The following is a 24,696-nucleotide window of genomic DNA, read 5'->3' as shown; positions in this document are numbered from 1 at the left end:
TAATGACAGAGCGGGGACGGCAAGCGCCGTCGTCCCTCGATTCAAGCGTCAAAGCCTCGCGTCAGAAACGGTAGTTGATCGAAATGTCGGCCACGCCAGTGGCCCTGGCGCGCGTGATCGGACTATTGCCCGCGCTGCCGACCAGTTGCTGGAATGCGCCGTCCGCCGTCGCGAACCAGTGTTTGCCGAACAGCCACACCGCGCTGATGCCGAAACCCACCGACTTGACGCCCGCGCTCGCGTGGTACTGCGAATACTGCGAGTGCGCCGCCTGCTCCTGATTCACGCCGAACCAGCTGTTCATGTAGGTGGAGTCCGCGAACGACACGTTCGGACCGGCGAACCAGAAGAACGTCTTCGAGCTGCCCGGCATCGGCAGGTAGGCGCCGAGGTCGCCGATCCAGCCATTCGAGCCGCCGAAATAACGCCTGATGTCGGCGCGCAGCACGAGCGGGAAGTCCTTCGAAACGACATATTCACCCGAGAGCTTGAGGCCCGCCGCCGCGTCGATGTTGCCGAGTCCGTTCAGCTCCTGAGGATCGTCGTGGGCGCGCCGGCCGAGGTCGTAGACGGCGGCGAGACTCATGCGCCAGTTCTCGCCCTGCGCGAAGTTGACCCCGAACCCTTCGCCGCTCGACAGGAAGAACAGGTCCTTGTAGCGCACGTCGATGCTCGGTCCGGCCACGACGTGATACCGGTCTGAACCCTCGAAGCGCGGCTGGAACGATGTCGCCACCCCGACGCGCACCTGCCAGTCCGGAATAGCCGGCTGCCACATCTTCTGCAGCGGAACGCCGACCGAGTATTGCCATTCGCCCAATGGCGAAGGCGTCTGAGCCGACGCCGAGCCCGGCACGAAGGGCATGCCGCCGAGAGTCACGGCAACCAGAGACGTTGCCGCGATGCCTGTTTGTTTATTGCGGAGCATGCCGCTGCGCTTTCTACGGCTGTTCACCACCAGAGGCCTCCGAACTCGCGTATCGCGAAAGAGGTTACGTTCTCGCCCAGGGTCCGCAACGGAAAAGAAAACGCCCGGGCGACTGCCGCGCTGTGACTTACGGCTTGTACTTTTTGCAGAGAACGACAGGCACTGCACGACGAGGCCCACTGCCCATACCGGCTACAAGGCCGCCCACGCCGCTTTCTGTATGAACAGATTCATGCGAACGATTGGCCGGCCAACGCAGCGCCGCAAAATCTGCGCCACGCCGGTGGACAGTGAGTGCGTGGCGGCCGAACGCGCCGTGGCGCGCCTGGCCGGCGGGATGAGCTGGGGAAAACCCGACCGGCGTCGCGCGCTGCGACGCCGGGAAACCATCCGGCGAATGCCGGTGCCGCTATTGCGCGGCTTCGACCAGCACCGGTTTGTCGCGATACAGATTGGGGAACAGACGCTTCAGATTGGCGATCTTCGGCATGTCGTTGAAAGCGATATAAGCGGAGTTCGGATGCAGCGTCAGGTAGTTCTGGTGATAGGTCTCGGCCGGATAAAAGCCCTTGAACGGCTCGGTGCGGGTGACGATCGGCGCCGGGAACACGTGCGCTTTTTCAAGCTGCGCGATATAGCTCTGCGCGACGCGGCGCTGTGTGTCGTTCAACGGAAACACCGCCGAGCGGTATTGCGTACCGCTGTCCGGTCCCTGGCGGTTCAACTGGGTCGGGTCCTGGATCACCGAGAAGTACACCTGCAACAGTTGGCCGTAGGTCACCTTGGTGGGATCGAACGTGACCTGCACGGATTCCGCGTGGCCGGTCCCGCCGCCGCTGACGATCTCATACTCCGCAGTTTCGCGCTGGCCGCCGGAGTAGCCCGACACCGCCTTCGTGACGCCGCGCACGTGCTGGAACACGCCCTGCACGCCCCAGAAGCAGCCGCCCGCGAACACGGCCGTTTCCTCGTGAGCGGCGTTTGTGGAGATCGGCTCGTCGAGCGCGGGCGGCGCAATCACCACCGCGGCCTCCGCCGGGAACGCCATGCGCTGCGCGAGCAGCAGCGCCAGCGCGCCGATTCCGAGCGACACCGCAAGAGCCATCGCGCGCGAGCGGGCCGCCCTGCCGTCAATGCGTTTCCCGATATTCATGATGTCCCCCTGATTCGCTCAGCTCACGCCGGCCGCCGCGGGCGTGAATATCAATGCGAGACCGTTCATGCAGTAGCGCAGGCCGGTCGGTTTGGGTCCGTCGTCGAACACGTGACCGAGGTGGCCCGCCGCAGCGGCGGCAGAGCACTTCGTCGCGCGTCATGCCGAACGACTTGTCGGTATGTGTGATGACCGCATGGTCCAGCGGCTGCCAGAAACTCGGCCAGCCAGTGCCGCTGTCGAACTTGGTCTTCGACGAGAACAGCGGCAGTTTGCAACCGGCGCACGCGAACGTGCCGGCGCGCTGTTCGTCGTTCAGCGGGCTGCTGAACGGACGCTCCGTGCCCGCTTCGCGCAGCACGTTGTACTGCGCGTCGCTCAGCAGCTTGTGCCACTCGGCGTCGCTGTGCGATACCTCGTAAGCCGCCGCCGCGCCCGTGTCCGCCGCGTGGGCCGTGCGCCATGTGGGCGCGCCGCCGGCGAGCGACGCCGCGCCGATTAACCTGAGAAATATCCGTCTGCTGCAGGCCATGATGATCGCTCCGGGAAGTCCATACCATTCACCCGTTCCGACGCCGGTTGCGCCGCTCGCGAGTGGTCCTGAGGTTGGTCGTTCGGAAGCGCGCTTTATGACAGCATGCGCGTGTTTTTGTGTGACGGCGCTGGTTACAGCGGAAATTTCGTGGTCGACAGGATTTCCTTGAGCACCATGAACGAGCGGATTTGCCGGACCCCCGGCAGATAAAGCAATTGCTCGGCGTGCAAGCGATTGAAGCTGTCGCTGTCGCGCGTGCGGATCGTCATGAAATAGTCGAACTCGCCGGTCACGACGTGGCACTCCATGCAGCCGGGCACCTTCTGCGCGGCTTTCTCGAACTCGGCGAACGACTCCGGCGTGGAGCGGTCCAGCACCACGCCGATGATCACCAGCATCCCCGCACCGGCCGCCTTCGGATCGATCAACGCGACCACCCCGCGAATCAGCCCCGACTCCTTGAGCCGTTCGACGCGCCGCAAGCACGCCGGCGCGCTCAGCTTGACTCTCGCCGCGAGCGCGACGTTTGAAATCGACGCGTCGGTTTGCAACTGCCGCAGGATCGCGCGGTCGATGCGGTCGAGCGCCTGAAGCGGATCGGCCGGCGCGGCGGAAATGTCGGCCCCCTTTGAAGCGTTGCGAATTTTTGTTGCGTTCATGATTTTCTATGCGACTTTTTATTAATCAATTTCAGATTTCATTTTTCTAAAAGTATGCCGAACGGAATTTTTTCGCAAGCTCATTTCAGACGGTTTTCCCTACCATTGATTCAACGCGACGCCCTGCTGTTCGCGTCGAAAACCCACCGACCACGGAGCCGCCATGAACCTGCAACGATTCCCTCGCTACCCGCTCACCTTTGGACCGACGCCGATCCAGCCGCTCAGACGTCTGAGCAAACACCTCGGCGGCAAGGTGCATCTGTATGCGAAGCGCGAGGACTGCAATAGCGGGTTTGCGTTCGGCGGCAACAAGACGCGCAAGCTCGAATATCTGATCCCCGAAGCGCTCGCGCAGGGTTGCGACACGCTGGTGTCGATCGGCGGGATCCAGTCGAACCAGACCCGCCAGGTGGCGGCGGTCGCCGCGCATCTGGGCATGAAGTGCGTGCTGGTGCAGGAGAACTGGGTCAACTATTCCGATGCCGTGTACGACCGCGTCGGCAACATCCAGATGTCGCGTATTCTCGGCGCCGACGTCCGGCTGGTGGCTGACGGCTTCGACATCGGCTTTCGCAAGAGCTGGGAAGACGCGCTGGAGAGCGTGCGCGCCGCCGGCGGCAAGCCGTACGCGATTCCGGCGGGCTGCTCCGATCATCCGCTGGGCGGGCTCGGGTTCGTCGGCTTTGCGGAAGAAGTGCGTCAGCAGGAAGCCGAACTGGGCTTCAAGTTCGACTACATCGTCGTGTGCTCGGTGACGGGCAGCACGCAGGCCGGCATGGTGGTGGGCTTCGCCGCCGACGGCCGCGCCGAACGCGTGATCGGCATCGATGCGTCGGCGAAACCCGCGCAGACGCGCGAGCAGATCACGCGGATCGCGAAGCAGACCGCGGAACGGGTCGAGCTTGGCCGCGATATCACCGCGAAGGACGTGGTGCTCGACGAGCGCTTCGGCGGCCCGGAATATGGGCTGCCGAACGAAGGCACACTGGAGGCGATCCGCTTGTGCGCACGGCTTGAAGGCGTGTTGACCGATCCGGTCTATGAAGGCAAATCGATGCACGGCATGATCGACATGGTGCGCAAAGGCGAATTTCCGGAGGGCTCGCGCGTGCTGTATGCGCATCTTGGGGGGGTGCCGGCGCTGAATGGGTACAGCTTCATTTTCCGCAACGGGTAAGCCCCGTTAGAGCGCCCGACGTGATGCGATGGACACGTCGTGGCAAGTGGCGGCCGGCGCGCGCAGCGCCGGCCTCGCTGTCGTATAAGCGTCACCGGCGGTCATCACGTTGCTGGTTGCTCGCTGGTTGCTACTACACCGCGCAAGCTCAAGCCCCTCACGCCGCCAGCTTCTTCTTCAAATGCTTCCGCAAGAATTCCACGAAAGCCCGAATCGTGACGGAGCTTTGCCGATGCTGCGGATACACCGCGTAGACGCCAGTTGCGGTGGGCAGGAATGCTTCGAGGACCGGCACTAGCTGACCACTCCTGAGCGCATCGGCGACGATAAAATCAGGAAGCCGAACGATTCCCAGACCGGCGACGGCCGCGTCGCGAACCAGCTCGCCATTGTTGGCCCGCAGCGGCCCGCGCACTTCAACGCCCTTCACCACCCCATCGACCACAAAGTCCCAACTGACCGTGCCGCCATGCCCGTACAACAGGCAGGCATGACGCTCCAGATCGGCTGGCACGGCTGGCGTCCCACGGCGCCTCACATACCCCGGACTGCAACACGCCACCATCCTGACGTCGATGAGCTTCTGCGCGACCAGCGTCGAATCCGCCAACGTGCCGATCCGGATCGCCATGTCGAAGCCTTCGCCCACCACGTCGACGGTGCGGTCGCTCAACTCCATGTCGAAGCGCACCTCGCCGTGCTCGCGCAGGAACATCGCCACCAGCGGCGACAGATGCGTCATGCCGAACGACATCGGCGCGCTCACGCGTAACAGTCCGCGCGGGCCGGCGCGGCGCAGCGACATGGCCTGCTCGGCGTCCTCGACTTCGCCGAGAATGCGCCGCGCGCGCTCGTAAAACGCCTGGCCGAGTTCGGTCACGGCCAGCTTGCGCGTGTTGCGGATCAGCAATTGCACGCCGAGCGCCTCTTCCAGCGCCATCACCCGGCGGCTGACGAACTGCTTCGACAGCGAGAGCCGGTTGGCCGCGGCGGTGAAGTTGTGCGCGTCGACCGTGGCGACGAAAATCCGCATGTCATCGAGCTGCATCGTATTGTCCACTCCATCGTGACAGTGTTTCCCGTTTGATGGCGATTATAACCATCCAGATTGACCTACACTGTCGTTCATGGATCGCGGACACACATCTGGCCCGGATCGCACAACCCAAGGAGAAACAAGATGCTCGAAATCAGACACGCCAATCAACGCGGCCGCGCGGAGCACGGCTGGCTCAGCTCGCGTCATACGTTTTCCTTCGCGAACTATCACGATCCGAAGCAGAACGGCTTCTCCGACCTGCTCGTGATCAACGACGACCGGGTTGCACCGGCGCAAGGCTTCGGCAAGCATCCGCACCGCGACATGGAGATCTTTTCGTACGTGCTGGAAGGCGCGCTGGAACACAAGGACACGATGGGCACCGGCTCGGTGATCGTGCCCGGCGACATCCAGTTGATGAGTGCGGGAACCGGCGTCGCGCATAGCGAATACAACCATTCGAAGAGCGAGCCGGTGCACTTCATGCAAATCTGGATCGCCCCGTCCAAAATGGGCACGGCGCCGCGGTATCAGCAGCGGCATTTCAGTGCGGATGAGAAGCGCGGCGTGTTGCGCCTCGTGATGTCGCCGGACGGTGCGAATGATTCGTTGGTACTGCAACAGGATGCGCGGGTGTATGCCGGGCTGTTCGACGGCGCGGAAACGGCGCGGCTCGAGCTGGCCAGCGATCGTTATGCGTACATCCATGTGGCGCGCGGCAGTGTTACGGTGAATGGCGTCGAACTCGGTGAAGGCGACGGCGCACGGGTGCGTGGCGAAGAAGCGCTGACCTTCACGCAAGCGCATGACGCGGAAGTGCTGGTGTTCGATCTGCGTGACATCGAGACCTCGGCACTGTGGGCTTAAATTGCCCGATCGCTGCCCCGCTTTGAGCGTGGCTCGCCGGACGATGTGCGGCGAGCCACCCCTTCCTACTCTGTTGAGAGAAAATCATGCGCTACACGTTGATTGAAAACCAGAAAGACGCGGTCATTCTCGCCGCCCGTGTTCTGTTGATGGTGCTGTTCGTGATGTTCGGCTGGTCGAAGCTGACGGGCTTTTCCGGCACCGTCGCTTACATGACGTCGAGCGGCGCGCCCGCGCCCGAGTTGTCGACGATCATCGCCGTGGTGATGGAGTTTGTGGTGGGCATCGCGCTGCTGGTGGTTTTTATACGCGGCCGCTGGCTCTGCTGCTCGCGGTGTATACCTTAGGCGCCGCGTTCATCGGCCACCACTACTGGAACATGACCGGCGCGATGCAGTACGACAACATGATTCACTTCTATAAGAACATCAGCATTATCGGCGGGCTGCTACTGTTGTGCGTGACCGGCGCCGGCAAATATTCGCTCGACCGGCGGTAAAGACGCAATTCCGTACGCCGATACGGAGCGCCCCCATCGATGTCTTTTCGTGTTGACGCAGCGGCACGCTCCACGCGCGTGCCGCCAGACTAGAACCGCTTGCGCACCCCCACACGCAGGGCCACCTGATCGGCTGAACTCGACGCCGACAATACCGGAGCAAGGTCGGCGTTAGCACCGCTGCCGGCGCGCATGTACGTGGCGCACGCGTACACGTCGGTGCTCCTGGACAGGAAATAATCAGCGCTCGCATCGAACTCGTTGTAGCGCGGCTTCTGTCCGGTCGCCGACACACTGCCTGCGGTATAGCTGTACGCAGTGCCGGGTTGCAGCGCTGGCGTAATCATGTAACTCGCGACGATTTCAGCGATATTGAAGGTCACATGTCCGTCGATCTTCGCGCCCACGGTGGGGTCGAGTCCGCCGGCAAGGACGGCGCGAACGCGACACAGCCATCCACCTGCATACCTGCCTCGGAACGTTCAGCGTGACCAGACCCGCGTCTCAAACGCCATGCGCGTGAATGCCGCCCGCGTCATCGATGTCGAGACGCACCGCCGCGCCGGATGGCATTGCCTGATCGAGCCGCGCGATGACAACCGGTCCCGCGCTCGTCACCACGCTAGCCAGGTGCACATCGTGGCCACCCTCTGCGCCGACGCGCCGACGCACGACCGTCGACTCGGCGACGAAGCCACGCTCGACCACACACTCGTCCCATTGAGCGCCGCCGCATGCCGGGCAAAAGTACCGCGCCGGGAACAGCGTCGTTGCGCATTGCCGGCATCGGAATACGTGGAATGTCATCGCGCACCTCGCTGATCGCGTTCGAGGACGACGGCGATCAGATGCGTCGAGTGCGTCAACCGCATGGACCAGTTGCGCTTGCGCGACGTGATCGCCGCGTTTGACGCCCTGCGCGGCCAGCGCGCCGGCGCGTCGTGCAGCGATGTCGAGGGCCTCGGCGCCGGTCCACGTCGTGGTGCGATCGGAGAAGAGCGGCGCATTGCCGTTGCGGGCCGCACGCGCAGCCAGCAAGGCCGGTAAGGTCCGATCTGCGACGAGCCTTGGCGCCTCGCTATTGCAGTGCTCGACGAGCGTCTCTACAGGTTCCATTGACTCGCGCCTCTGATAGGTATGAGGCCGAGTCTAGGATCGGGTAGTATATCCGTCAAATTAATCAATGTCGTTACGTTGATAAATATGACTGATTTCGACAAGGTCGATTTGAACCTGTTGCGGGTCTTCCTGGTGATCATCGAAGAACGCAGTCTGACGCGCGCCGGGCAGCAGCTCGGACTGTCGCAACCGGCGGTCAGCTATGCGCTGGGACGTCTGCGCGCGCTATTCGACGACCCGCTATTCATCAGGACGCCTGAGGGCATGTTGCCGACGCCGAAGGCGGAGCAACTGGCTGCGCCACTGGGCAGCGCGATCGCTTCGATCCGCGACACACTGGGTCACAGCGAACGCTTCGACCCTGCCACGAGTTCGCGCGAATTCCGGCTATCCATGTCCGATATCGGCGCGCAGGTGTTTCTGCCGCTCATCTGTGAGAAGTTGCAGCGCGTCGCGCCGCTGGTTCGGATCGCGGCCGAACAGGTGCCGCTGCCGGTGATCGAGGAGCGGCTGCGGCTGGGGCAGCTCGATTTCGCGATTGGCAATATGTCCGCCCTCAAACTGGTGACGAACTCCGCGCTGCTATTTCATGAAGAGTACGCGTGCATGACGCGTAAGCGGCCCGGGCTGCCGGCGCGGCGATTGTCGAAACAGAAGTTTCTCGAGTTATCACATGTGACCGTGGTGTCGAGCGACAGCAGCCACGTGCAGATCGACGATTCACTGAGAGCGCGCGGCATTCATCGGCGCATTGCTTTGCGGGTGCCGCATTTCACGGTTATTCCACCGATTCTTCTACGCACCGACTGGATGGTGACCCTGCCACGAGGGGTCGCTCGTGTGCTCAACGAAAACGGGCAGTTTTTGATTTATCCGGTTCCTGTGGAGTTGCCTCATATCGCGTCCACCGTGTATTGGCATGCGACATTCGACTCCGATGAGGGAAACCGCTGGTTTCGCGAAATGCTTGTCGAGACGCTGCACCTGGACTAGGGAATCATCGCGCTGGGCGGAACAGCGACGCGATGGTCGGAACAGACGCAGGCCAGCGTTCGACGCATCGGCGCGGCCGGCTTGCCCTCAGCGAAATTGTCTACGCGCAAACTGCCCGTATTTCATCAGCAAGGGCAAGCCCTAACAACTCACGCTACCGCATCAAACCGCTGCTTCTGCTTCTGCTTCTGCCTCACTGACCGCTTCTACTTCTTCGCTATTGCGGATCAGGTGATCGAACGCGCTCAGCGATGCCTTCGCGCCCTCGCCCACGGCGATCACGATCTGCTTGAACGGCACCGTGGTCACGTCGCCCGCGGCGAACACGCCCGGCACCGACGTCGCGCCGCGTGCATCGACGACGATCTCGCCGTGCTTCGACAACTCCACCGTGCCCTTGAGCCATTCGGTGTTCGGCACGAGGCCGATCTGCACGAACACGCCTTCCAGTTCGACCGTCTTCACTTCGCCCGAACGCAGATCCTTGTAGACCAGACCGTTGACCTTCTTGCCGTCGCCGGTGATTTCAGTGGTCTGTGCCTGCGTGACGATGGTCACGTTGGCGAGGCTGCGCAGCTTGCGTTGCAGCACTTCGTCGGCACGCAACGTCGCGCCGAATTCGAACAGCGTCACTTCGCGCACGATACCCGCGAGGTCGATTGCCGCTTCGACGCCCGAATTGCCGCCGCCGATCACCGCGACGCGCTTGCCCTTGAACAGCGGGCCATCGCAGTGCGGGCAGTACGCGACGCCGTGATTGCGATACTCGCGCTCGCCCGGCACGTTGATTTCGCGCCAGCGCGCGCCGGTCGCCAGAATGATGGTCTTCGCCTTGAGCACCGCGCCATTGGCGAGGCGCACTTCGTTGATGCGGCCCAGGATCAGCGCTTCGGCACGCTGCACGTCCATGATGTCGACTTCATAAGCCTTCACGTGCTGTTCGAGCGCCATCGCGAACTTCGGCCCTTCGGTTTCCGTCACGGAGACGAAGTTCTCAATCGCCAGCGTATCGAGCACCTGGCCGCCGAAGCGTTCCGCCACGACACCCGTCGCAATCCCCTTGCGCGCCGAGTAGATCGCCGCCGCCGCGCCCGCCGGGCCGCCGCCAACGATCAGCGTGTCGAACACCGGCTTCTTTTCCAGTTCCTTCGCGGCACGGGCGCCGGCGTTGGTGTCGAGCTTCGCGAGGATTTCCTTCACGCCGCTGCGGCCCTGGCCGAACACTTCACCGTTCATGAACATGGTCGGTACCGCCATGATCTGGCGCGCTTCGACTTCGTTCTGGAACAGCGCGCCGTCGATCGCGACGTGGCGGATCCGCGGGTTGATCAGCGCCATCACGTTCAGTGCCTGCACGACTTCCGGGCAGTTCTGGCATGACAGCGAAAAATACGTTTCGAATTGATAGTCGCCGTCGAGATTGCGGATCTGTTCGATCACCGAATCGTCGAGTTTGACCGGATGGCCGCCGACCTGCAGCAGCGCAAGGACGAGCGACGTGAATTCATGCCCCATCGGAATGCCGGCGAAGCGGATGCCCGTAGCCTTGCCCGGCTCGCCGATCGAAAACGACGGCTTGCGTTCGCTGTCGGCGCGGCGTTCGACCACGGTCACGCGTTCCGACAACGTCGCGATATCATTCAGCAATGCCAGCAGCTCTTGCGATTTTGCGCTGTCGTCGAGCGATGCGACGATCTCGATAGGCCTGCTAACTTTTTCGAGGTACGTTTTCAACTGAGTCTTGAGATTGGCGTCAAGCATGTCGATTCGATTCCGTGACGAGGGGTATTGGTTTCCCGGCACCGCACGCAATCCGGATAGGACAGGTGCGGCCCAGGGACGCGCGAACCACTGTATCAAGCGATCCGCACGGTGTTGCTGATGCGCCGCGAGGCGCCTGCTGCGAAAGCTCGGGAGACCTTAGATCTTGCCGATCAGGTCCAGCGACGGGGTCAGCGTTTCTGCGCCCGGCGTCCACTTGGCGGGGCACACTTCACCCGGGTGAGCCGCGATGTATTGCGCAGCCTGCACCTTGCGCAGCAGCTCGCCTGCGTCACGGCCGATGCCGTTGTCGTGCACTTCGCAAAGCTTGATCTCGCCTTCCGGGTTGATCACGAACGTGCCACGCAGCGCCAGGCCTTCTTCTTCGATCAGCACGTCGAAGTTGCGCGAGATGGCCAGCGTCGGGTCGGCGAGCATCGGGTACTTGATCTTCTGGATCGTGTCCGACGTGTCGTGCCATGCCTTGTGCGTGAAGTGCGTATCGGTCGACACGCTGTAGATTTCGACGCCGAGCTTCTGGAAATCGGCGTAACGATCGGCCAGGTCACCGAGTTCGGTCGGGCAAACAAACGTGAAGTCGGCCGGATAGAAAACGAAAACCGACCACTTGCCCTTCAGGCTTTCTTCAGTGACGGTCACGAAATCGCCGTTGTGATAAGCCTGTGCCTTGAACGGTTTGACTTGACTGTTGATGATCGGCATTTGCAGAGTCCTCTTTCTGGGTGGTTGGAAAGTGGAGTCAGTATGTCAGACGACGCTTAATAGGTAAAGCGGATTGTTTTAATGATGGCAATAGTTTGACACTATTCATTCCGCTGCTGGTGACTATCGCGCCGGCTTAGTCCTTCAGAAGCCGCCAGAGGGTGGTACGGCCGATCCCCAGTGCCCGGCTTGCCGCGGCGCGATTGCCGCCGCACTGTTCGAGGGCGTGCATGACGTCCTCACGGGTCGGGGTGGCGCGGGCCGAATTGTTTCCGATTGTGGCATCTGAAGCGCCCGACGCCGCCTTGACGGCCGCCGTCCGCTTCATCCGCCCGAACTCGGGGAACACCGCCTGCCAATCTTGCGACGCGTCCGCGGCGGCGTCGCCGAAATAAATCGCCGCACGCGCAAGCAGGTTTTCCAGCTCCCGAACGTTGCCGGGCCACGCGTAGTGCTCGAAAAGCGGTGCGAGAAACGCCAGCACCCGCTCCAGCGCCGCTTCCGGCAAACCATATTGGAGCGCGCTGCGGCTCAACAAGTGCCGCGCCAGTGGCGCAACATCGCCGCGCCGCTCGCGCAGCGGCGGCAATTCTATCTGAAGCAGGTTCAGACGAAAATACAAATCCGCGCGGAACATGCCCTGCTCGACCAGCGCGTGCAGGTCGCGATGGGTTGCGGCAATGACCCGCACGTCGACCGGCGTGGCGCGCCCGGAGCCGAGTTTCATCACCTCGCGCTCCTGCAGCACGCGCAGCAGCCGGCTTTGCAGCGCGGCCGGCATCTCGCCGATCTCGTCGAGGAAGATCGTGCCGGTGTGCGCGATCTCGAACAGGCCCGGCTTGCCGCCGCGACGCGCGCCGGTGAACGCGCCCTCCTCGTGGCCAAACAGTTCGCTCTCGATCAGCCCCTCGGGCAGCGCCGCGCAATTGAACGCGACAAACGGATTGCCGCGCCGCCGGCTGGCGTTGTGGATGCCTTGCGCGACCAGTTCCTTGCCGGTGCCGCTTTCGCCGGTGAGCAACACGGTCGCGTCGTGCGCGGCGCCGGCCCGCGCGAGCCGGCGCACCCGTTCCAGCGCCGGCGAGCCGCCGATCAGATCGTTCAGTTGATGCCGCGCGACTAGATGCCTGGGCCGCTGGCTGGTGCGCAGCGAGCGGTCGATCCGCTGCGCGACCAGCGCGTCCTGCACCGTCACCACGGAGCCGGAGCGCACGCCCTGCTCGACGATCGGCACGCAGTTGACGATCAGCGCGCGGCCGCCGATCTGTTCGATGCGCTCGACGATCGGCAGGTCATTGGCGAGCGTTTCGCGCAGCAATGGTCCGACTGCGCGCACTACCTGCATGGGGATGTCCTGTTCGCGGCCCCCCAAGGGAGCTTCCTTCAGTACGTCGAGGCCGAGCAGTTCGAGCATCGCCGGATTGACGGCTTCGAGCTGGCCGGCCTCGTCGAAAGCGGCGACGCCGTCGCGCAAATGCGCGACGATCGTGTTCAGGCGCACGCGCTTCGACTCCTTCTGACGGCTCACGCGCGCCAGTTCCACGGAGCGCTCGAACGCTTCCTCGACCGCGCCGAGCGAGTAGAGGAAAACGCTCTCCATGCCGGCCTGCTGGGCGAAATCGCAGGCCATGCCGGGGCCGATAATGACGCGGCAGCCTTCGGCGGCGAGCTTGTCGACGGCGAGCCGCACCTCGTCGATCGAGCGGTACGCGCGCTGTTTCAGGCTGACGTTCAGCCACGGGCTCAGATCGACGAGTTCGTCCGGGATCGTTTCATGCAGCACCAGCCCGATCCGCGCGCCGGGCCATGTGGTGGTGGCGCGGGTGATCGCGTTCAGCACGTCGAAGCCGTTCACCTTGACCATGACGACCGGCACGCTCAGATGGTCGCGCAGATACGCGCCGTTCGATCCGGCGGCCAGCACGACGTCGACCGAGCCCGCGTCCACGTAGGCCTGCAACGCGGCGACGGCCTCGCCATAGCCTTCCCGGACCGGGAAGAACTTCGCGCGCTCGGCATAGCGCGGCGCGACCGTCTCGCAAAGCGACTGCAGCCGGCTGATACTGACAAGTGCGACGCCGGGACGGCTGGGATTGGCATTCGCAACGGACGACGTGAAGGTGGACACCGTGGCACTCCTGCTCGACGTTCGGGGCTCAGGGCTCAGGGCTTGAACCTGAAACATTCCATGAAACGTTTCATGGAACATCCATCCCATTCTGCCACGAATGACCGGAACCAACCATGCCGCCCCAACCCATTGATTACACTGAACAAGTCGCAAACGCCGCCAAATGGCATGCTTCCTGCGGATAACCCCGCATCCTGCCAACCACTTTCCCTTCCGGAGACACACCATCATGACCACTTCCGCCACACGCCGTGCCGCATTCCGCGCCAGAGTCAATGAGCGCCAAGGCCTGCTCGTGCCCGGCGCTTTCAACGCGATGAGCGCGCGCGTGATCGAGGACGCCGGTTTCGAAGCGCTCTACATCACCGGCGCGGGCGTCACCAATATGTCGCTCGGATTGCCCGACCTCGGCTTCATCGGTCTCGCCGAAGTCGCCGAACATACGGCGCGGATTCGCGATGCGGTCGCGCTGCCGCTGATCGTCGACGCCGACACCGGCTTCGGCAACGCGCTGAACGTGCGCCAGACCGTGCGCGTGCTCGAGCGCAGCGGCGCCGACGTGATCCAGTTCGAAGACCAGGTGATGCCGAAGAAATGCGGCCACTTTTCCGGCAAGGAAGTGGTCAGCGCGAGCGAGATGGTCGGCAAGATCCGCGCGGCCGTCGACGCCCGCGAAGACGGCAATCTGCAGATCATGGCCCGCACCGACTCGGCGGCGGTCCACGGCATCGAGGATGCGATCGAGCGCGGCCATCGCTTCATCGAAGCCGGCGCCGACATTCTGTTTATCGAAGCGACCGAGTCGCTCGCCGACATCGAACGTCTGCCGTCGCTGTTCGATAAGCCGCAGTTGATCAACATCGTGATTGGCGGCAAGACACCGGTGCAGTCGCGTGAAGCGCTCGCGAAGCTCGGCTACGGCGTCGTGCTGTACGCGAACGCGGCATTGCAGGGCGCGGTGCTCGGCATGCAGCGCGCGCTCGGCACGCTGAAGAGCAACGGCCGCCTCGACGAAGACGCGACGCTCGTCGCGCCGTTCAGTGAACGCCAGCGGCTCGTGAACAAGCCGCTGTACGACAAGCTGGATCGCGAGTACGCCGCGAAAAATTAAGCGGCGCGCGAACGATCGTGTTTCCGGCAGCGCCCCGCGCTGGCGGATTGGCAGACCGGCGCGCCCTGCGCCGGTCTTGCGTTGCGCGACGCCTACGGCGTTCCTCAACGGTATGGCGCCATTTATTGCGTTAGGATTCAGGGCTGGCGACGTATGGGTGGTCAATCGCGGCTTCATGCGTGCATTGCCAGCACTCGCCGTCCTGTCGCCCATCCGGCTCGTACGGCAGCCCGGATGCCGGACGCCCGGACGCCGGCAGCCCGGATGCCGGCAGCCCGGATGCCGGAAACACGCAATCGAAAGGTAGTCGCAAGAGACATGAAGTCCACACCATCGCGCGCAATGCGCTGGCAAGCTCGCTGCATCGACGCACCCACACGCATTGCCGCGGGGACCGCGCAATGACCGCCAGCAGCACACGCAATGCGCATGTCGGCTGGCTGCCGTACCTCGTCGCGGCCACCTTCTTCATGGAGTATCTCGATACCACGGTGATCGCCACCGCGCTGCCGCAGATGGCGCACTCGTTCGGCGTCGGTCCGAACAGCCTCAGTCTCGGCATGACGGCGTACATGCTGGCGCTGGCGATCTTCATCCCGGCGAGCGGCTGGGTCGCCGACCGCTGCGGCGCGCGCACGGTGTTCTTCAGCGCGATCGGCGTGTTCACGGCGGCCTCGGTGTTGTGCGGGCTGTCGCAGAACGTCGTCGAGTTCACCGCCGCGCGCGTGTTGCAAGGCATGGGCGGCGCGATGATGGTGCCGGTGGGCCGCCTGATCGTGGTCCGCAGCACCGGGAAGAGCCGCATGATGCAGGCCATCTCGACCATCACGTGGCCGGCGATCGCCGCGCCGGTGGTCGGCCCGCCGGTGGGCGGCTTCATCACGACCTATGCGTCGTGGCGCTGGATCTTTCTGCTGAACGTGCCGTTCGGCCTGGCGGCGATGGCCGTCGCGCTCGCGCTGGTGCCGAACCTGCGCGGCACCGAACGCAAGCCGCTCGATCTCGTCGGCCTGCTGCTGAGCGGCTTGACGCTGACGGCAATTCTGTACGGCGCGGAACTGGCGAGCCAGCCCGGCACGAATCCATGGCTCGCCGGGGCGGTCGTGCTCGCCGGCTTGCTGATGGGCGTGGTGGCGTTCCAGCATGCGAAGCATCACCCGCATCCGCTGACCGACGTCTCGACGCTGAAAATTCCGACCTTCTCCGTGACGGTGGTGACGGGCTCGTTCACGCGCATCGGCATCGGCGCGGTGCCTTATCTGATGCCGCTGCTGTTCCAGGTGGGCTTCGGTTTGTCCGCGTTCCGGTCGGGGCTGCTGCTGCTCGCGAGCGCGCTCGGCAACCTCGGCATGAAGGCGCTGACCACGCGCATCCTGCGGCGTTACGGTTTTCGCATGGTATCGATCGTCGACGTCACGGTGGCCGGCGTATTCATCATTGCGTGCGGACTGCTGACGCCGAACGTGCCGCTCGCGCTGGTGCTGTTGGTCGTGTTCGTGTACGGCGTGGCGCGCTCGATGCAGTTCTCGACGCTGGCCACGCTGGCCTACGCCGACGTCGCGCAGCCGCAGATGAGCGCGGCGAGCACGTTATGGAGCGCCGCGGCGCAGATGACGATCGGCCTGGGCATCGCGTTCGGCGCGGTCTCGCTGCGGGTGGCGGCGTTCATAGGCGGCGAGACGACGGGCCACGCTTTCACGCTTGACGATTTCCGTCTCGCGTTTCTGTTTGCCGGGATGCTGACGCTGGTGTCCGTGATCGGTTATATGGGCCTCGCGCGCGACGCCGGACAGAGCATCGGCGGCGGCTCGCGCGCCAGTGAAAATCCGGCGAAGGGTTGCTCACACCACCGCAACCTTTGACCGCTTCGACCAACCAGCCGGAGGCACGTAGTGCAAGCGAACGAACTGACGATCTCAAGCGACAAGACTGACCTCGACATCGAGATGGTCTACGGCTTCCTGTCGCAGGAAACAGCATGGGCCAAGGGGATGCCGCGTGTGACGTTCGAGCGGGCCGTCGCGGGCTCGCTATGTTTCGGCGGCTATATCGACGGCAAGCAGATCGCGTTCGCGCGCCTGATCACCGACGAAGCGACCTTCGCGTACCTGTGCGACGTATTCGTGCTGCCGGCGTATCGCGGCAGCGGCTATGCGTCCACGTTGATGAAACACGTATTCGCGAGCCCGTCGCTCAGCGGTCTGCGCAGAATCGTGCTGGTGACGACCGACGCGCATCACGTCTACGCACCGCACGGCTTCACGCGACTGTCGAATCCGGAACGCTATATGGAGTTGCATAACCCGGACGTCTACAAGACCGCTTGAGCACGGCGCAGGCGATAGCGGTGGCGAGCTAACGCGGCCTCAGCCGTACGCGCGCTCGCGCATCCACTTCGTCATGATCCACTTGTCGCCGTCGAGCACCGGCGCGCCGCCGTGCAAGGTCAGCGGATCGAGTTGCCGTTGGCCGTTCATATAGCGGAAATACACCGCGCCGCCCTGCCGTGCCGCGACCGACATGCCCGCTTCGGGGAACGTCGTCTCGCCGCCGTCGGGGACGTCGTTCAGATAGACCACCAGCGTCGCGACGCGCTGGCCGCCCCGAGCGGTATGCACCGCGCTGCCCGGTTGATCGGGCGGGAAGTAGTCGAAATGCGGCCGGTATTCACCGGTCGTGCCGTAGTGCAGGATCTGCAGCCCTTCGCCGTTTTCGACCGGCCAGTTCATCAGACTCGCGATGCGCCGGTCGAGCTTCTCGATAAACGGATCCTCGCCGCGCTGATACCAGATGCCTTCGCTGGTCCGGTTGCGGATCACGTCTTCCTTGCCGGTGTCCGGATTGACCGTGGTGGAGCGCTTGAGCCGGTGACGCGAGCGTTCGATCATCCCGGCGCACTCGTCGGGCGACAGCACGTCGGCGAATACGATCACCTGCGGCCGCTCACAGCGCATCAGCACGCGAACGTCGCGATCGTACGCGCGAATCAGATTGCCGCGCGCAACCGGCGGCTCGTCGTACTGGTAAGTTTGCGGCGCGGCTTTGGCGAGCGCCGCCTCGGTCGCGGCCGCCGCGGCAAACGCGGAATCCGCCGGATTCAGGCCAAATGTTTTGTGCACAGCGACGTGCGCCGCGTCGGCGGCGAACCCGGCCTGCACCATCGCGTCGATCATCGAGTCCGGACTGCAGCCGCGCGCCACGTTGCTGCTGAGCCACTCTTCCCATGCGGCATCCACTACTGGCATAGCACTCCCTGTTCGTCAGCCTGAAGCAATACTGGATCAACTGGCCGAATCATAGCAAGCGCGACACACGGGCGAGGATTCGACCGCGGGCAAGCAGCACAATATCGGAAAACAATGCGAAATGGGCGGCGGTCATTCCCTATCCGTTCGACGCCACCCCGCGCATCCGCAGCGCCTCCGCTCTGCCGGCCAGCAGCCACACGCCGACAGCGACGGACGCGGCGACCAGACCCGCCACGCAAAGTGCGGCCGCAAAACCATCGGCGAAGCTCGCGTGCGCGGCTGACGTCAGCGCGGCGCGCAGCATCGGCGGCAGATGCGCGGTAGCCTGCGCCGTGTCGCCGGCCAGCACGCGCGACATGAAGCCCGCATCGAGGGCGGCTTTCACGTCGGGAGTCAGTGGCGTAGCCGCGACGAACGCCGCGTGCGTGCGCGCCGCTAGCACCGCGCCGAGCACACCGACCGACGTGACGATCGCCGTGAAGCGCGTCGTCGTGCTGATGCCGGACGCCATGCCGGTCCGGTCCGGCGGCACGCACGCCATGATGGCCTTCTGCGTGTCGCCGTTCAGAATCCCCGCGCCCAGCCCGGTCACGATCATGCCGAGCGCGACCCATGCGTAGCGCTCGCCGCTGGCCATCAACGCCGTCAGAAGGTTGCCGAGCGCGATCAGCAGCAAGCCCGCCGACAGCAACGCCAGCGCCGGAATCCGCTTGCCGAGGGCCGCGCCGATGTACGGCCCCACCACCATCGCCAGCGCGAACGGCAGCATGCCGACGCCCGCGGCCACCGCCGACAGACCGAACGCGTTCTGCAAATACAACGGCAGGAACGTCATCATCACTTGCGCGCACGCGGCGTAACCGAACATCGCGAGCACGGCGGCGACAAAGCGCGGCTGCCGGAACAACCCGAGGTCGACCACTGCGTGCGTGCGGACCCGCTGCGACTGGATGAACGCGCCGAACAGCAGCGCACACGCGACGAGCCGCGCGCCGGTGGCCCAGCTCGCGAGGCCGCCCGCCGGCACCTCGATCAACGCCCAGATGCCGAGCGCGAGCGCGACACCGAACAGCAGGCTGCCGGCGGCATCGAGCGGACCGGGCGCGGGGTTGCGCGACTCGCGAAGCGCGCGTGACGCACACCACGCGAGCACCGCGCACACGGGCAGATTGAGCAGAAAGATCCAGCGCCAGCCGAGCCATTGCGTGACGACGCCGCCGACCAGCGGCGCCACCGTGGTCGCGACGCCCATGCAGGTGCCCCACACGGCCCACGCGCGCATGCGTGCCGGGCCGTCGTGAAAGGTGTTCGCGATCACGGCGAGCGCCGCGGTGAGCAACATCGCGGCGCCGACGCCCTTGACCGCGCGCGCGACGTTCAGCACGGCCGCCGACGGCGCGACGCCGCAACCGAGCGACGCCACGAAGAACACGGCGAGCCCGAGCAGCAGCATCTTCTTGCGGCCGACGCGATCGGCGAGCGCGCCCGCCGGCAACAGACACGCGGCGAAGGCGACCATATACGCGCTGACCACCCATTCGACGTCGGCGAAACTCGCGTGGAACGAACGCGCGATCGACGGCAACGAGACGGCCACGACGTTGGTATCCAGCACGATCAACGCGCAAGTAGCCGACGCGGTGGCCAGTACGAACGCGGGGTTGGCGGCCGGCTTTTGCGCGGGCGGTGTGCGGTGGGCTACAGCGGACGACATACGGGCAGACGGTGACGGATCGAAGTCACGTCATGGTAGCGACGCTTCTATTGCCTGTCATTGGCATAAAATCACAAAATAATTAGCTCTGGTGGCAATACGGAAAATCATGCGGCAACTCGAACTACGTCATATCCATGCCTTCGTTTGCGTCGCGAAACAGCTGCACTTCTCGCGTGCCGCCGACGAATTGGGCATCACCGCGCCATCGCTGACCAAGCTGATCCAGCAAGCCGAACGGCTGCTCGGCGTGCGGCTCTTTCATCGCACCAAGCGCTCGGTGGCGCTGAGCGCGGCGGGCAGCGCCTATCTCGCCGAGGCGCTCGTCGCACTCGACCATCTCGCGCGCGGCGAAGAGCGCGCGGTGCTGGCCGAGCGCGGCGAACTGGGGCGGATCGAAGTCGGCTACGTGGCGTCGGCAGCGTATGCGGGCGTGTTGCAATGGGCGGTCGGCGGATTTCGCGGCACCCATCCGGGGGTCGACGTTTCGATGCGCGAAGTGCCGATGGACGGCGTCTCCGCGATGCTGCGCGACGGCCTGCTCGACGCCGCCTATGTCCGCCCGCCGATGCCGCTCGCCGACGGCATTCAGGCCAAGACCGTGCATCGCGACCGGTTCGTCCTCGCGCTACCGGCCGATTGCCCGCTGGCGGCCGCCGCGACCATCCGGCCCGCGCAACTGCGCGACTACTGCTTCGTGCTGCCGGAGCAGGAAGCGGGCACCTTCGAAGTGGCGCGGCGCGGACGCTTCCCGCCCCGGCTCGGGCCGCGGCCCGGCACGCTCGCGGCGGTGCTGGCCTGCGTGTCGCTGGGCGGCAACGTGGCTGTCGTGCCGCATACGCTGGCCGATTGCATCGCGTTGCCGGGGGTCGTGTACCGGAACATCGCCGGTCAGCCAATCGCGTCGGAGATCGCGATCGCGTTCCGCAAGTACGAGCGGGCGCCGGCCGTCAATGCGTTTCTCCACTTCGCGCGGGACGCCAAAGGCCGGGCCTGAAGCCACAGTGCGGGCTCCGGTGCTACCCGTTGGCCGTCTTTCGTTATATCCTGTCGAATATCACGGTAGGCTTCGTGACGCGCACAAGGGCTCCGCTTCAGGCGTTCCAGTCCCGCGTGACGAAGCACAACGAGCCAGCAGGAGCCAATAGCGGTGCGCAGCCGATCCCCTTTGTCCGATCTCGCGGAACGCGGTCAACGCTTTGCGAACGAGATTTCGTCGACCATCGTCGCGGTTAGATCAGCGTCCGAGCGTGGCCGCGCCGAATCGATCCGCGATGTCGTCGATGCCTATCGGCGCCTGTACGGCAGCGTGCAGCGCTTCGTCCTGATGCTGACCGACGACCAGTTGAATTTCGCGTCGGTCGGCACGTCGGGCTCACACTCGCTGAACCAGTTGCTGTCGATCCTCGCCGAGCAGGCGCGAGCGGCGGGCTTCTCCCGTCTGCGCGAACTCAAGGCGGCGATCGAGGAAGCGCGTCCGGCGGAACAACTGCGCGACGCAATTTTCTCCGACGCGTTCAGCAACGATCTGGCCGCGTTGCGCAAGGTGGTGACGGAACTCGAACGGCTTGACGCGGCCTTCATCGGCCTGTGCGTCGGCCATGTGCTGGAACAGCACGCACGTGCGGCCGGTGACACGAATTCAACCGCTGGCGGCGGGCGCAGTATCGCGCGAAGCACAACGACTGCCAGCGCCAATCCGCGCAAAGCGCACGCCGAGCCCGCCCTCGCCCGCTCAACGACTGATTAGCCAGTGCCGCACATGAACGCTTTTTTTTGCCCATCGTTATATCTGTTGGAATACACCGCTAGGCGCACGCACGCATTCAGCCCGCCTGACACCGAACCGGATTCGAGACATTCGAGACTCCCATGTACACGCCCCCGTTTCGTCTTGCCCAGCCATCACGTCTGAAACTGTCCGGCGACGAGCTTGCCGGCGCCGCGATCCACGCCGCCGCACCTTGCTGCGCGCCCGCCAAAGTAGCGTCCTCGAACACCAAACGGCGCGCGCGCCTCGCTGAAATCGACAGTCATCTGCATTGTTCGATCATCGGCACCTGTCTGAGCACGCACGAACTGCGCAAGCTGTTGCCCAAATTCACGGGCCTCGACCGGCGCAACGCGAGCGATCTCGAGATTCATCACTGCGCGGTCGAACTCGCGATCGAAGGCGGCGCAGGCGCCAAAGCGCTGCACAAGCTGCTCGACGAGCACTATGCGGCGGCGATCCGCCGCTTCGACAAAGCCGCCGACGACGTCGATCTGCTCAGGCTCTGGGACGAAGCGCTGAACAGCGGCGACATCCCGCCCGCCTACTGGGCGTTGATGACACATCCGTTTGCGACCATGCCGGTGCGCCAGAAAGCGTTCGGCGAATTGCACATGCTGTCGCATCTGGTCGGCGCGGCCAATCGCGCGGATATTCGCCGGCTGGTGGCACTGGAGGAAGAAAACGCCGCGTTGAAGGAGAAAGTGGAGCGGCAGCAGAGTCGTCTGCAGGAACTCAGCATGCAGCGCGATGCGTCGATCGCTGCGCTGAACGAGCAGATCGCACAACTCAGCGCACAGGCATCCCGTCAATTGCCCGCCGATGCCGCCAGGCTCGAAGCCGAGCTGCAACACCTGCGCCACAAGCTGGCCGACGCGGATCAGCGCGTCGTGCTGCATACCAGCCGCCGCGAGGCCGCCGAACAACGCACGCTTCAGGAACAAGACGCGGCGCTCGCGTTACGCAAGAGCCGCGACCAGGCGCTGGCGCTGCTCAAGCTGGTGCAAAGCGAATGCGATGCGCTGGAACGCGCGACCGTGGACGCAGCGGACACCGCGAGCGGCGCCGGTATACGCCGGGCAAGCCTCGACAGCGTGCATGGCAAGCGGATCGTGTATGTGGGCGGCAGGCCCGGCTCGAACGCCGCGCTCAAGCGGCTCGTGGAAGCTGCCGGCGGCGCTCTGCTGGTGCACGACGGCGGCGTGGAAGATCGCAAGGGACTGCTCGCCGCTGCGTTGCCGGGCGCGGATATCGTCGTGTTTCCGGTGGACTGCATCGACCACGATTCGATGAATACGCTCAAACGGGTCTGCGAGCGTCATCAGATCGACTATCACCCGTTGCGCACGGCGAGCGTGGCGAGCTTCGTCGAATTGATGGCCCGGCTGCACCCCGAGCATCTCGCTCAACTCGGCAATCCGCCGCCTTCGGCGTTTTGCCTGCGGCATGGTTGAGCGCCAGGCTCGCCTGGCAGGGGCGCCAGGGGTAGCCGACTAGCGACGGATCAGCCGGGTCAGCTCGGCGATCTGTTTCGCGCAACTTCGCTGAGCCTGTTCTTCGACGTCGCGATACAGGCGAATGATGGTCTCGCCAACCGGCGTGAGCGTGCAGCCTCCGCCGCTTTGACCGCCCTGCTCCGAATGCGTGGCTGGCGACTTGAGCGAGCGGTTCAGCTCGTCGATCAGCAGCCAGGCGCGCCGGTACGACATGTCGAGGCTGCGCGCCGCCGCCGAGATCGAGCCGTACTCGCGCACCGCTTCGAGCAGATCGACCTTGCCCGGCCCGAGCGCGACCGCGCCTGCGTTGCGAATACGCATTCTGAAGCGCACTTCGGGGCGTGCCTTCGCGGACTTCTTCGCCGGTGCGGGTTTGGTTTTTGCGGTGTCAGCCATGCGCGAAAGCATACACGAACCGCCTCACGCTGCCACCTGGCCGAACGGCCTTCAGCTATGGCGCGCAAAGCAGTGTCCGTAGTCCTCGCAGCCCGGGCAACCTGGCGCGGGACCGGGCTGCAAGCCCAACGAAAGCGCGCGTTGTGCGGCGAGGAATTTCTTCCAGCGCAGGTTGGCGACATTCAGCGCGACGAGCGTCGGGAAATAGCGCGTCAGCATCCACGTGACTTCGTCGCGGCCGGCAAGGCCGAGGTCGCGCCATAAGTGGTCCGGGCGCAAGCAGGCGTGGGCGATGATCGTGGCCATACAGCGAGCGTCGTCGGCGTGGACGGTGGTGCTTGTGTGCGTGAGTAACAGCGTGTGAAGTGTACGGATGAAGTTGGCGTGCTCGTTGGCGTTGGCGTTAATGCTAACCGCAAGCGGCAATGCGGGCACGGCCGCTTGCCTGAAATGCCGCGCTAGCAGCGCGTGCCACTCGCGCGGCTGGAGTCCGAGCAACGCGAGTTCGTTGTGCGCGTCGCGTGCGGCAATCAGCTTGGCAAATAGCCGCGTGTCCGTGCAGGCCGCGTCCGTCGCCACGCTCAGCCATTTGCTCAGGCACGCGGCAACCTGCGGGTCGAGCGGCAACGAACGCAGTTCGTCGCCGGCCTCCGCAGCCGGTGCAACATAGGCAGCATGCGCAAGCGGATCGTCAGACATGGCGGCAACGCGATGATGAATGGCGGACCATCTTACGCCAGACAGCGCGACCCGGACGCCTAAGCCAACGGCGCTAGAACACGCGCCTCGATCCGCGCGAGCCGTTTGACATGACGTGGCGCGGGCAGGATGTCCGAGCCGGAGAACAGGATCGGCGCGCCGTCTTGCGCATCGAGCATGCGCCCGCCGCATTCATAAGCGACCAGTACGTTCTCGCCGACCGGCGTGTTGAAGAGCTCGTGCCACGAGAACGTCACGATGTAGCCGTCCCCTCCCACCGCGACGAACACCGTGCGCTTGAACTCGCCGGGCACATCGTTCGGCAGGCCCGCCTCCGTGATCAAGGTAGTCAGGCGCACGCCGCGGTACGCGTCGACGGTACGAATGAAACGGTTCGTCGTATAGCAGCGCAGATCGAACGGCGTCGCCATGACGCTTTCGAACCGCCTGAGTTGCTCGAGCCTAAACGACAACGGACGCTGGAACCGTCCGCTCAGCACGAACGCGCCGTCGACGGCGGGCGCGGCAATCACATTCACATTATCCATACGCGGTTATCTCCAGCATCGACGCCCAGGTGGCCTGTTCATTCGCTATGTCCGTGTGTATATTACGCTGCGATGGCCGTATCGGTGCGGAACTGCGTCGATACACACTATATCGTCAGCCATATC

The 24,696-nt window shown here is 64.4% G+C and carries 24 protein-coding genes and 2 pseudogenes; 11 read left to right on the top strand and 15 right to left on the bottom strand.

Translation table 11 applies throughout. The features are described from left to right. Positions 1-61: 61 nt before the first annotated feature. From HV744_RS12665 to HV744_RS12650, 4 genes and pseudogenes are all read right to left on the bottom strand, one after another. The gene (locus HV744_RS12665) at positions 62-958 is read right to left on the bottom strand and encodes a MipA/OmpV family protein (protein WP_175149851.1); all 897 of its coding nucleotides are present in this window, start codon (positions 956-958) and stop codon (positions 62-64) included. 379 nt (positions 959-1,337) lie between these two features. Further along, entirely contained in the window at positions 1,338-2,081 is a 744-nt protein-coding gene (gene msrA / locus HV744_RS12660; protein ID WP_175149850.1) for a peptide-methionine (S)-S-oxide reductase MsrA, read from the bottom strand. 18 nt (positions 2,082-2,099) lie between these two features. Continuing rightward, positions 2,100-2,613, bottom strand: a pseudogene (gene msrB, locus HV744_RS12655) (peptide-methionine (R)-S-oxide reductase MsrB). Positions 2,614-2,747: 134 nt separating this feature from the next. Then, positions 2,748-3,275 (bottom strand): Lrp/AsnC family transcriptional regulator, encoded by a 528-nt coding sequence (locus HV744_RS12650; RefSeq protein ID WP_175149849.1) that lies wholly within the window; start codon positions 3,273-3,275, stop codon positions 2,748-2,750. A gap of 163 nt (positions 3,276-3,438) precedes the next feature. On the opposite strand from HV744_RS12650, the gene HV744_RS12645 reads away from it, so the two are divergent. Then, positions 3,439-4,455 carry a 1-aminocyclopropane-1-carboxylate deaminase gene (locus HV744_RS12645; RefSeq protein WP_175149848.1) on the top strand — a complete coding sequence of 339 codons (1,017 nt, stop codon included), beginning with the start codon at positions 3,439-3,441 and terminating at the stop codon, positions 4,453-4,455. 157 nt (positions 4,456-4,612) lie between these two features. On the opposite strand, the gene HV744_RS12640 is transcribed toward HV744_RS12645, so the two are convergent. Beyond that, positions 4,613-5,503: a LysR family transcriptional regulator gene (locus HV744_RS12640; RefSeq protein ID WP_175149847.1), complete on the bottom strand. Its 891-nt coding sequence runs from the start codon at positions 5,501-5,503 to the stop codon at positions 4,613-4,615. A 132-nt stretch (positions 5,504-5,635) separates the two neighbouring features. On the opposite strand from HV744_RS12640, the gene HV744_RS12635 reads away from it, so the two are divergent. Both HV744_RS12635 and HV744_RS12630 read left to right on the top strand, forming a co-directional pair. Continuing rightward, positions 5,636-6,361 carry a pirin family protein gene (locus HV744_RS12635; protein ID WP_175149846.1) on the top strand — a complete coding sequence of 242 codons (726 nt, stop codon included), beginning with the start codon at positions 5,636-5,638 and terminating at the stop codon, positions 6,359-6,361. Between the two features lie 86 nt (positions 6,362-6,447). Further along, positions 6,448-6,860, top strand: a pseudogene (locus HV744_RS12630) (DoxX family protein). Positions 6,861-6,949: 89 nt separating this feature from the next. On the opposite strand, the gene HV744_RS12625 reads toward HV744_RS12630, so the two are convergent. After that, the gene (locus tag HV744_RS12625) at positions 6,950-7,267 is read right to left on the bottom strand and encodes a porin (RefSeq protein WP_246279016.1); all 318 of its coding nucleotides are present in this window, start codon (positions 7,265-7,267) and stop codon (positions 6,950-6,952) included. Positions 7,268-7,364: 97 nt separating this feature from the next. Then, entirely contained in the window at positions 7,365-7,667 is a 303-nt protein-coding gene (locus tag HV744_RS12620) for a zinc ribbon domain-containing protein (protein WP_175149845.1), read from the bottom strand. 63 nt (positions 7,668-7,730) lie between these two features. Here HV744_RS12620 and HV744_RS12615 point away from each other — a divergent pair, with 63 nt between their 5' ends. Together HV744_RS12615 and HV744_RS12610 are read left to right on the top strand one after the other, a co-directional pair. Then, positions 7,731-7,907 (top strand): hypothetical protein, encoded by a 177-nt coding sequence (locus HV744_RS12615; RefSeq protein ID WP_175149844.1) that lies wholly within the window; start codon positions 7,731-7,733, stop codon positions 7,905-7,907. 156 nt (positions 7,908-8,063) lie between these two features. Further along, a complete protein-coding gene (locus HV744_RS12610) occupies positions 8,064-8,972 on the top strand; it encodes a LysR family transcriptional regulator (protein ID WP_175149954.1) in 909 nt (302 codons plus the stop codon). Between the two features lie 162 nt (positions 8,973-9,134). Here the strand turns inward: HV744_RS12610 and ahpF are convergent, their stop codons facing one another. From ahpF to prpR, 3 genes are all read right to left on the bottom strand, one after another. Then, entirely contained in the window at positions 9,135-10,733 is a 1,599-nt protein-coding gene (ahpF, locus tag HV744_RS12605; protein WP_175149843.1) for an alkyl hydroperoxide reductase subunit F, read from the bottom strand. Between the two features lie 159 nt (positions 10,734-10,892). Continuing rightward, a complete protein-coding gene (ahpC, locus tag HV744_RS12600) occupies positions 10,893-11,456 on the bottom strand; it encodes an alkyl hydroperoxide reductase subunit C (protein WP_175149842.1) in 564 nt (187 codons plus the stop codon). Between the two features lie 136 nt (positions 11,457-11,592). Beyond that, positions 11,593-13,584 carry a propionate catabolism operon regulatory protein PrpR gene (gene prpR, locus HV744_RS12595; RefSeq protein ID WP_246279015.1) on the bottom strand — a complete coding sequence of 664 codons (1,992 nt, stop codon included), beginning with the start codon at positions 13,582-13,584 and terminating at the stop codon, positions 11,593-11,595. 232 nt (positions 13,585-13,816) lie between these two features. On the opposite strand from prpR, the gene HV744_RS12590 reads away from it, so the two are divergent. The 3 genes from HV744_RS12590 (at position 13,817) to HV744_RS12580 (ending at position 17,025) form a co-directional block, all read left to right on the top strand. After that, positions 13,817-14,698: an isocitrate lyase/PEP mutase family protein gene (locus HV744_RS12590; protein WP_175149840.1), complete on the top strand. Its 882-nt coding sequence runs from the start codon at positions 13,817-13,819 to the stop codon at positions 14,696-14,698. A 401-nt stretch (positions 14,699-15,099) separates the two neighbouring features. Then, positions 15,100-16,560, top strand: coding sequence for an MFS transporter (locus HV744_RS12585; RefSeq protein ID WP_175149839.1), 1,461 nt, complete (start codon positions 15,100-15,102; stop codon positions 16,558-16,560). Positions 16,561-16,590: 30 nt separating this feature from the next. After that, positions 16,591-17,025, top strand: a complete 435-nt coding sequence (locus tag HV744_RS12580; RefSeq protein WP_175149838.1) for a GNAT family N-acetyltransferase — start codon at positions 16,591-16,593, stop codon at positions 17,023-17,025. 39 nt (positions 17,026-17,064) lie between these two features. Here HV744_RS12580 and HV744_RS12575 read toward each other — a convergent pair whose 3' ends face one another. Both HV744_RS12575 and HV744_RS12570 read right to left on the bottom strand, forming a co-directional pair. Continuing rightward, positions 17,065-17,943, bottom strand: coding sequence for a 2OG-Fe(II) oxygenase (locus HV744_RS12575; protein WP_175149837.1), 879 nt, complete (start codon positions 17,941-17,943; stop codon positions 17,065-17,067). 139 nt (positions 17,944-18,082) lie between these two features. Next, the gene (locus HV744_RS12570; RefSeq protein ID WP_175149836.1) at positions 18,083-19,660 is read right to left on the bottom strand and encodes an MFS transporter; all 1,578 of its coding nucleotides are present in this window, start codon (positions 19,658-19,660) and stop codon (positions 18,083-18,085) included. 109 nt (positions 19,661-19,769) lie between these two features. On the opposite strand from HV744_RS12570, the gene HV744_RS12565 reads away from it, so the two are divergent. The 3 genes from HV744_RS12565 (at position 19,770) to HV744_RS12555 (ending at position 22,885) form a co-directional block, all read left to right on the top strand. Next, positions 19,770-20,657: a LysR family transcriptional regulator gene (locus HV744_RS12565; protein ID WP_175149835.1), complete on the top strand. Its 888-nt coding sequence runs from the start codon at positions 19,770-19,772 to the stop codon at positions 20,655-20,657. Between the two features lie 153 nt (positions 20,658-20,810). Further along, positions 20,811-21,410: a hypothetical protein gene (locus HV744_RS12560; RefSeq protein ID WP_175149834.1), complete on the top strand. Its 600-nt coding sequence runs from the start codon at positions 20,811-20,813 to the stop codon at positions 21,408-21,410. Positions 21,411-21,532: 122 nt separating this feature from the next. Continuing rightward, positions 21,533-22,885: a DUF2325 domain-containing protein gene (locus HV744_RS12555; protein ID WP_175149833.1), complete on the top strand. Its 1,353-nt coding sequence runs from the start codon at positions 21,533-21,535 to the stop codon at positions 22,883-22,885. 39 nt (positions 22,886-22,924) lie between these two features. Here the strand turns inward: HV744_RS12555 and HV744_RS12550 are convergent, their stop codons facing one another. The 3 genes from HV744_RS12550 to HV744_RS12540 are packed head-to-tail and all read right to left on the bottom strand — an operon-like array spanning position 22,925 to position 24,570. Beyond that, complete coding sequence (locus tag HV744_RS12550) at positions 22,925-23,323, bottom strand: winged helix-turn-helix domain-containing protein (protein ID WP_246279014.1); 399 nt, start codon at positions 23,321-23,323, stop codon at positions 22,925-22,927. Between the two features lie 51 nt (positions 23,324-23,374). Beyond that, a complete protein-coding gene (locus HV744_RS12545; RefSeq protein WP_175149832.1) occupies positions 23,375-24,022 on the bottom strand; it encodes a nitrogen fixation protein NifQ in 648 nt (215 codons plus the stop codon). A gap of 59 nt (positions 24,023-24,081) precedes the next feature. Continuing rightward, complete coding sequence (locus HV744_RS12540; protein ID WP_175149831.1) at positions 24,082-24,570, bottom strand: molybdopterin-dependent oxidoreductase; 489 nt, start codon at positions 24,568-24,570, stop codon at positions 24,082-24,084. Positions 24,571-24,696: the final 126 nt, after the last annotated feature.

This window comes from Paraburkholderia ultramafica (genome assembly GCF_902859915.1).
In the GTDB taxonomy this organism is placed as follows: domain Bacteria; phylum Pseudomonadota; class Gammaproteobacteria; order Burkholderiales; family Burkholderiaceae; genus Paraburkholderia; species Paraburkholderia ultramafica.
Note: the sequence above shows the minus strand (reverse complement) of the source record. Positions and strands in the feature narration are given on the sequence as shown.

Bases quoted from the DNA above. Each gene is read 5' to 3' on its own strand.
- ahpC (WP_175149842.1), bottom strand. From the start codon at position 11,456: ATGCCGATCATCAACAGTCAAGTCAAACCGTTCAAGGCACAGGCTTAT.
- HV744_RS12650 (WP_175149849.1), bottom strand. From the start codon at position 3,275: ATGAACGCAACAAAAATTCGCAACGCTTCAAAGGGGGCCGACATTTCC.
- HV744_RS12570 (WP_175149836.1), bottom strand. From the start codon at position 19,660: ATGTCGTCCGCTGTAGCCCACCGCACACCGCCCGCGCAAAAGCCGGCC.
- HV744_RS12550 (WP_246279014.1), bottom strand. From the start codon at position 23,323: ATGGCTGACACCGCAAAAACCAAACCCGCACCGGCGAAGAAGTCCGCG.
- HV744_RS12645 (WP_175149848.1), top strand. From the start codon at position 3,439: ATGAACCTGCAACGATTCCCTCGCTACCCGCTCACCTTTGGACCGACG.
- HV744_RS12540 (WP_175149831.1), bottom strand. From the start codon at position 24,570: ATGGATAATGTGAATGTGATTGCCGCGCCCGCCGTCGACGGCGCGTTC.
- HV744_RS12590 (WP_175149840.1), top strand. From the start codon at position 13,817: ATGACCACTTCCGCCACACGCCGTGCCGCATTCCGCGCCAGAGTCAAT.
- HV744_RS12555 (WP_175149833.1), top strand. From the start codon at position 21,533: ATGTACACGCCCCCGTTTCGTCTTGCCCAGCCATCACGTCTGAAACTG.
- HV744_RS12575 (WP_175149837.1), bottom strand. From the start codon at position 17,943: ATGCCAGTAGTGGATGCCGCATGGGAAGAGTGGCTCAGCAGCAACGTG.
- HV744_RS12565 (WP_175149835.1), top strand. From the start codon at position 19,770: ATGCGGCAACTCGAACTACGTCATATCCATGCCTTCGTTTGCGTCGCG.
- msrA (WP_175149850.1), bottom strand. From the start codon at position 2,081: ATGAATATCGGGAAACGCATTGACGGCAGGGCGGCCCGCTCGCGCGCG.
- HV744_RS12640 (WP_175149847.1), bottom strand. From the start codon at position 5,503: ATGCAGCTCGATGACATGCGGATTTTCGTCGCCACGGTCGACGCGCAC.
- HV744_RS12545 (WP_175149832.1), bottom strand. From the start codon at position 24,022: ATGTCTGACGATCCGCTTGCGCATGCTGCCTATGTTGCACCGGCTGCG.
- ahpF (WP_175149843.1), bottom strand. From the start codon at position 10,733: ATGCTTGACGCCAATCTCAAGACTCAGTTGAAAACGTACCTCGAAAAA.
- HV744_RS12615 (WP_175149844.1), top strand. From the start codon at position 7,731: ATGGACCAGTTGCGCTTGCGCGACGTGATCGCCGCGTTTGACGCCCTG.
- HV744_RS12610 (WP_175149954.1), top strand. From the start codon at position 8,064: ATGACTGATTTCGACAAGGTCGATTTGAACCTGTTGCGGGTCTTCCTG.
- HV744_RS12585 (WP_175149839.1), top strand. From the start codon at position 15,100: ATGACCGCCAGCAGCACACGCAATGCGCATGTCGGCTGGCTGCCGTAC.
- HV744_RS12620 (WP_175149845.1), bottom strand. From the start codon at position 7,667: ATGACATTCCACGTATTCCGATGCCGGCAATGCGCAACGACGCTGTTC.
- HV744_RS12635 (WP_175149846.1), top strand. From the start codon at position 5,636: ATGCTCGAAATCAGACACGCCAATCAACGCGGCCGCGCGGAGCACGGC.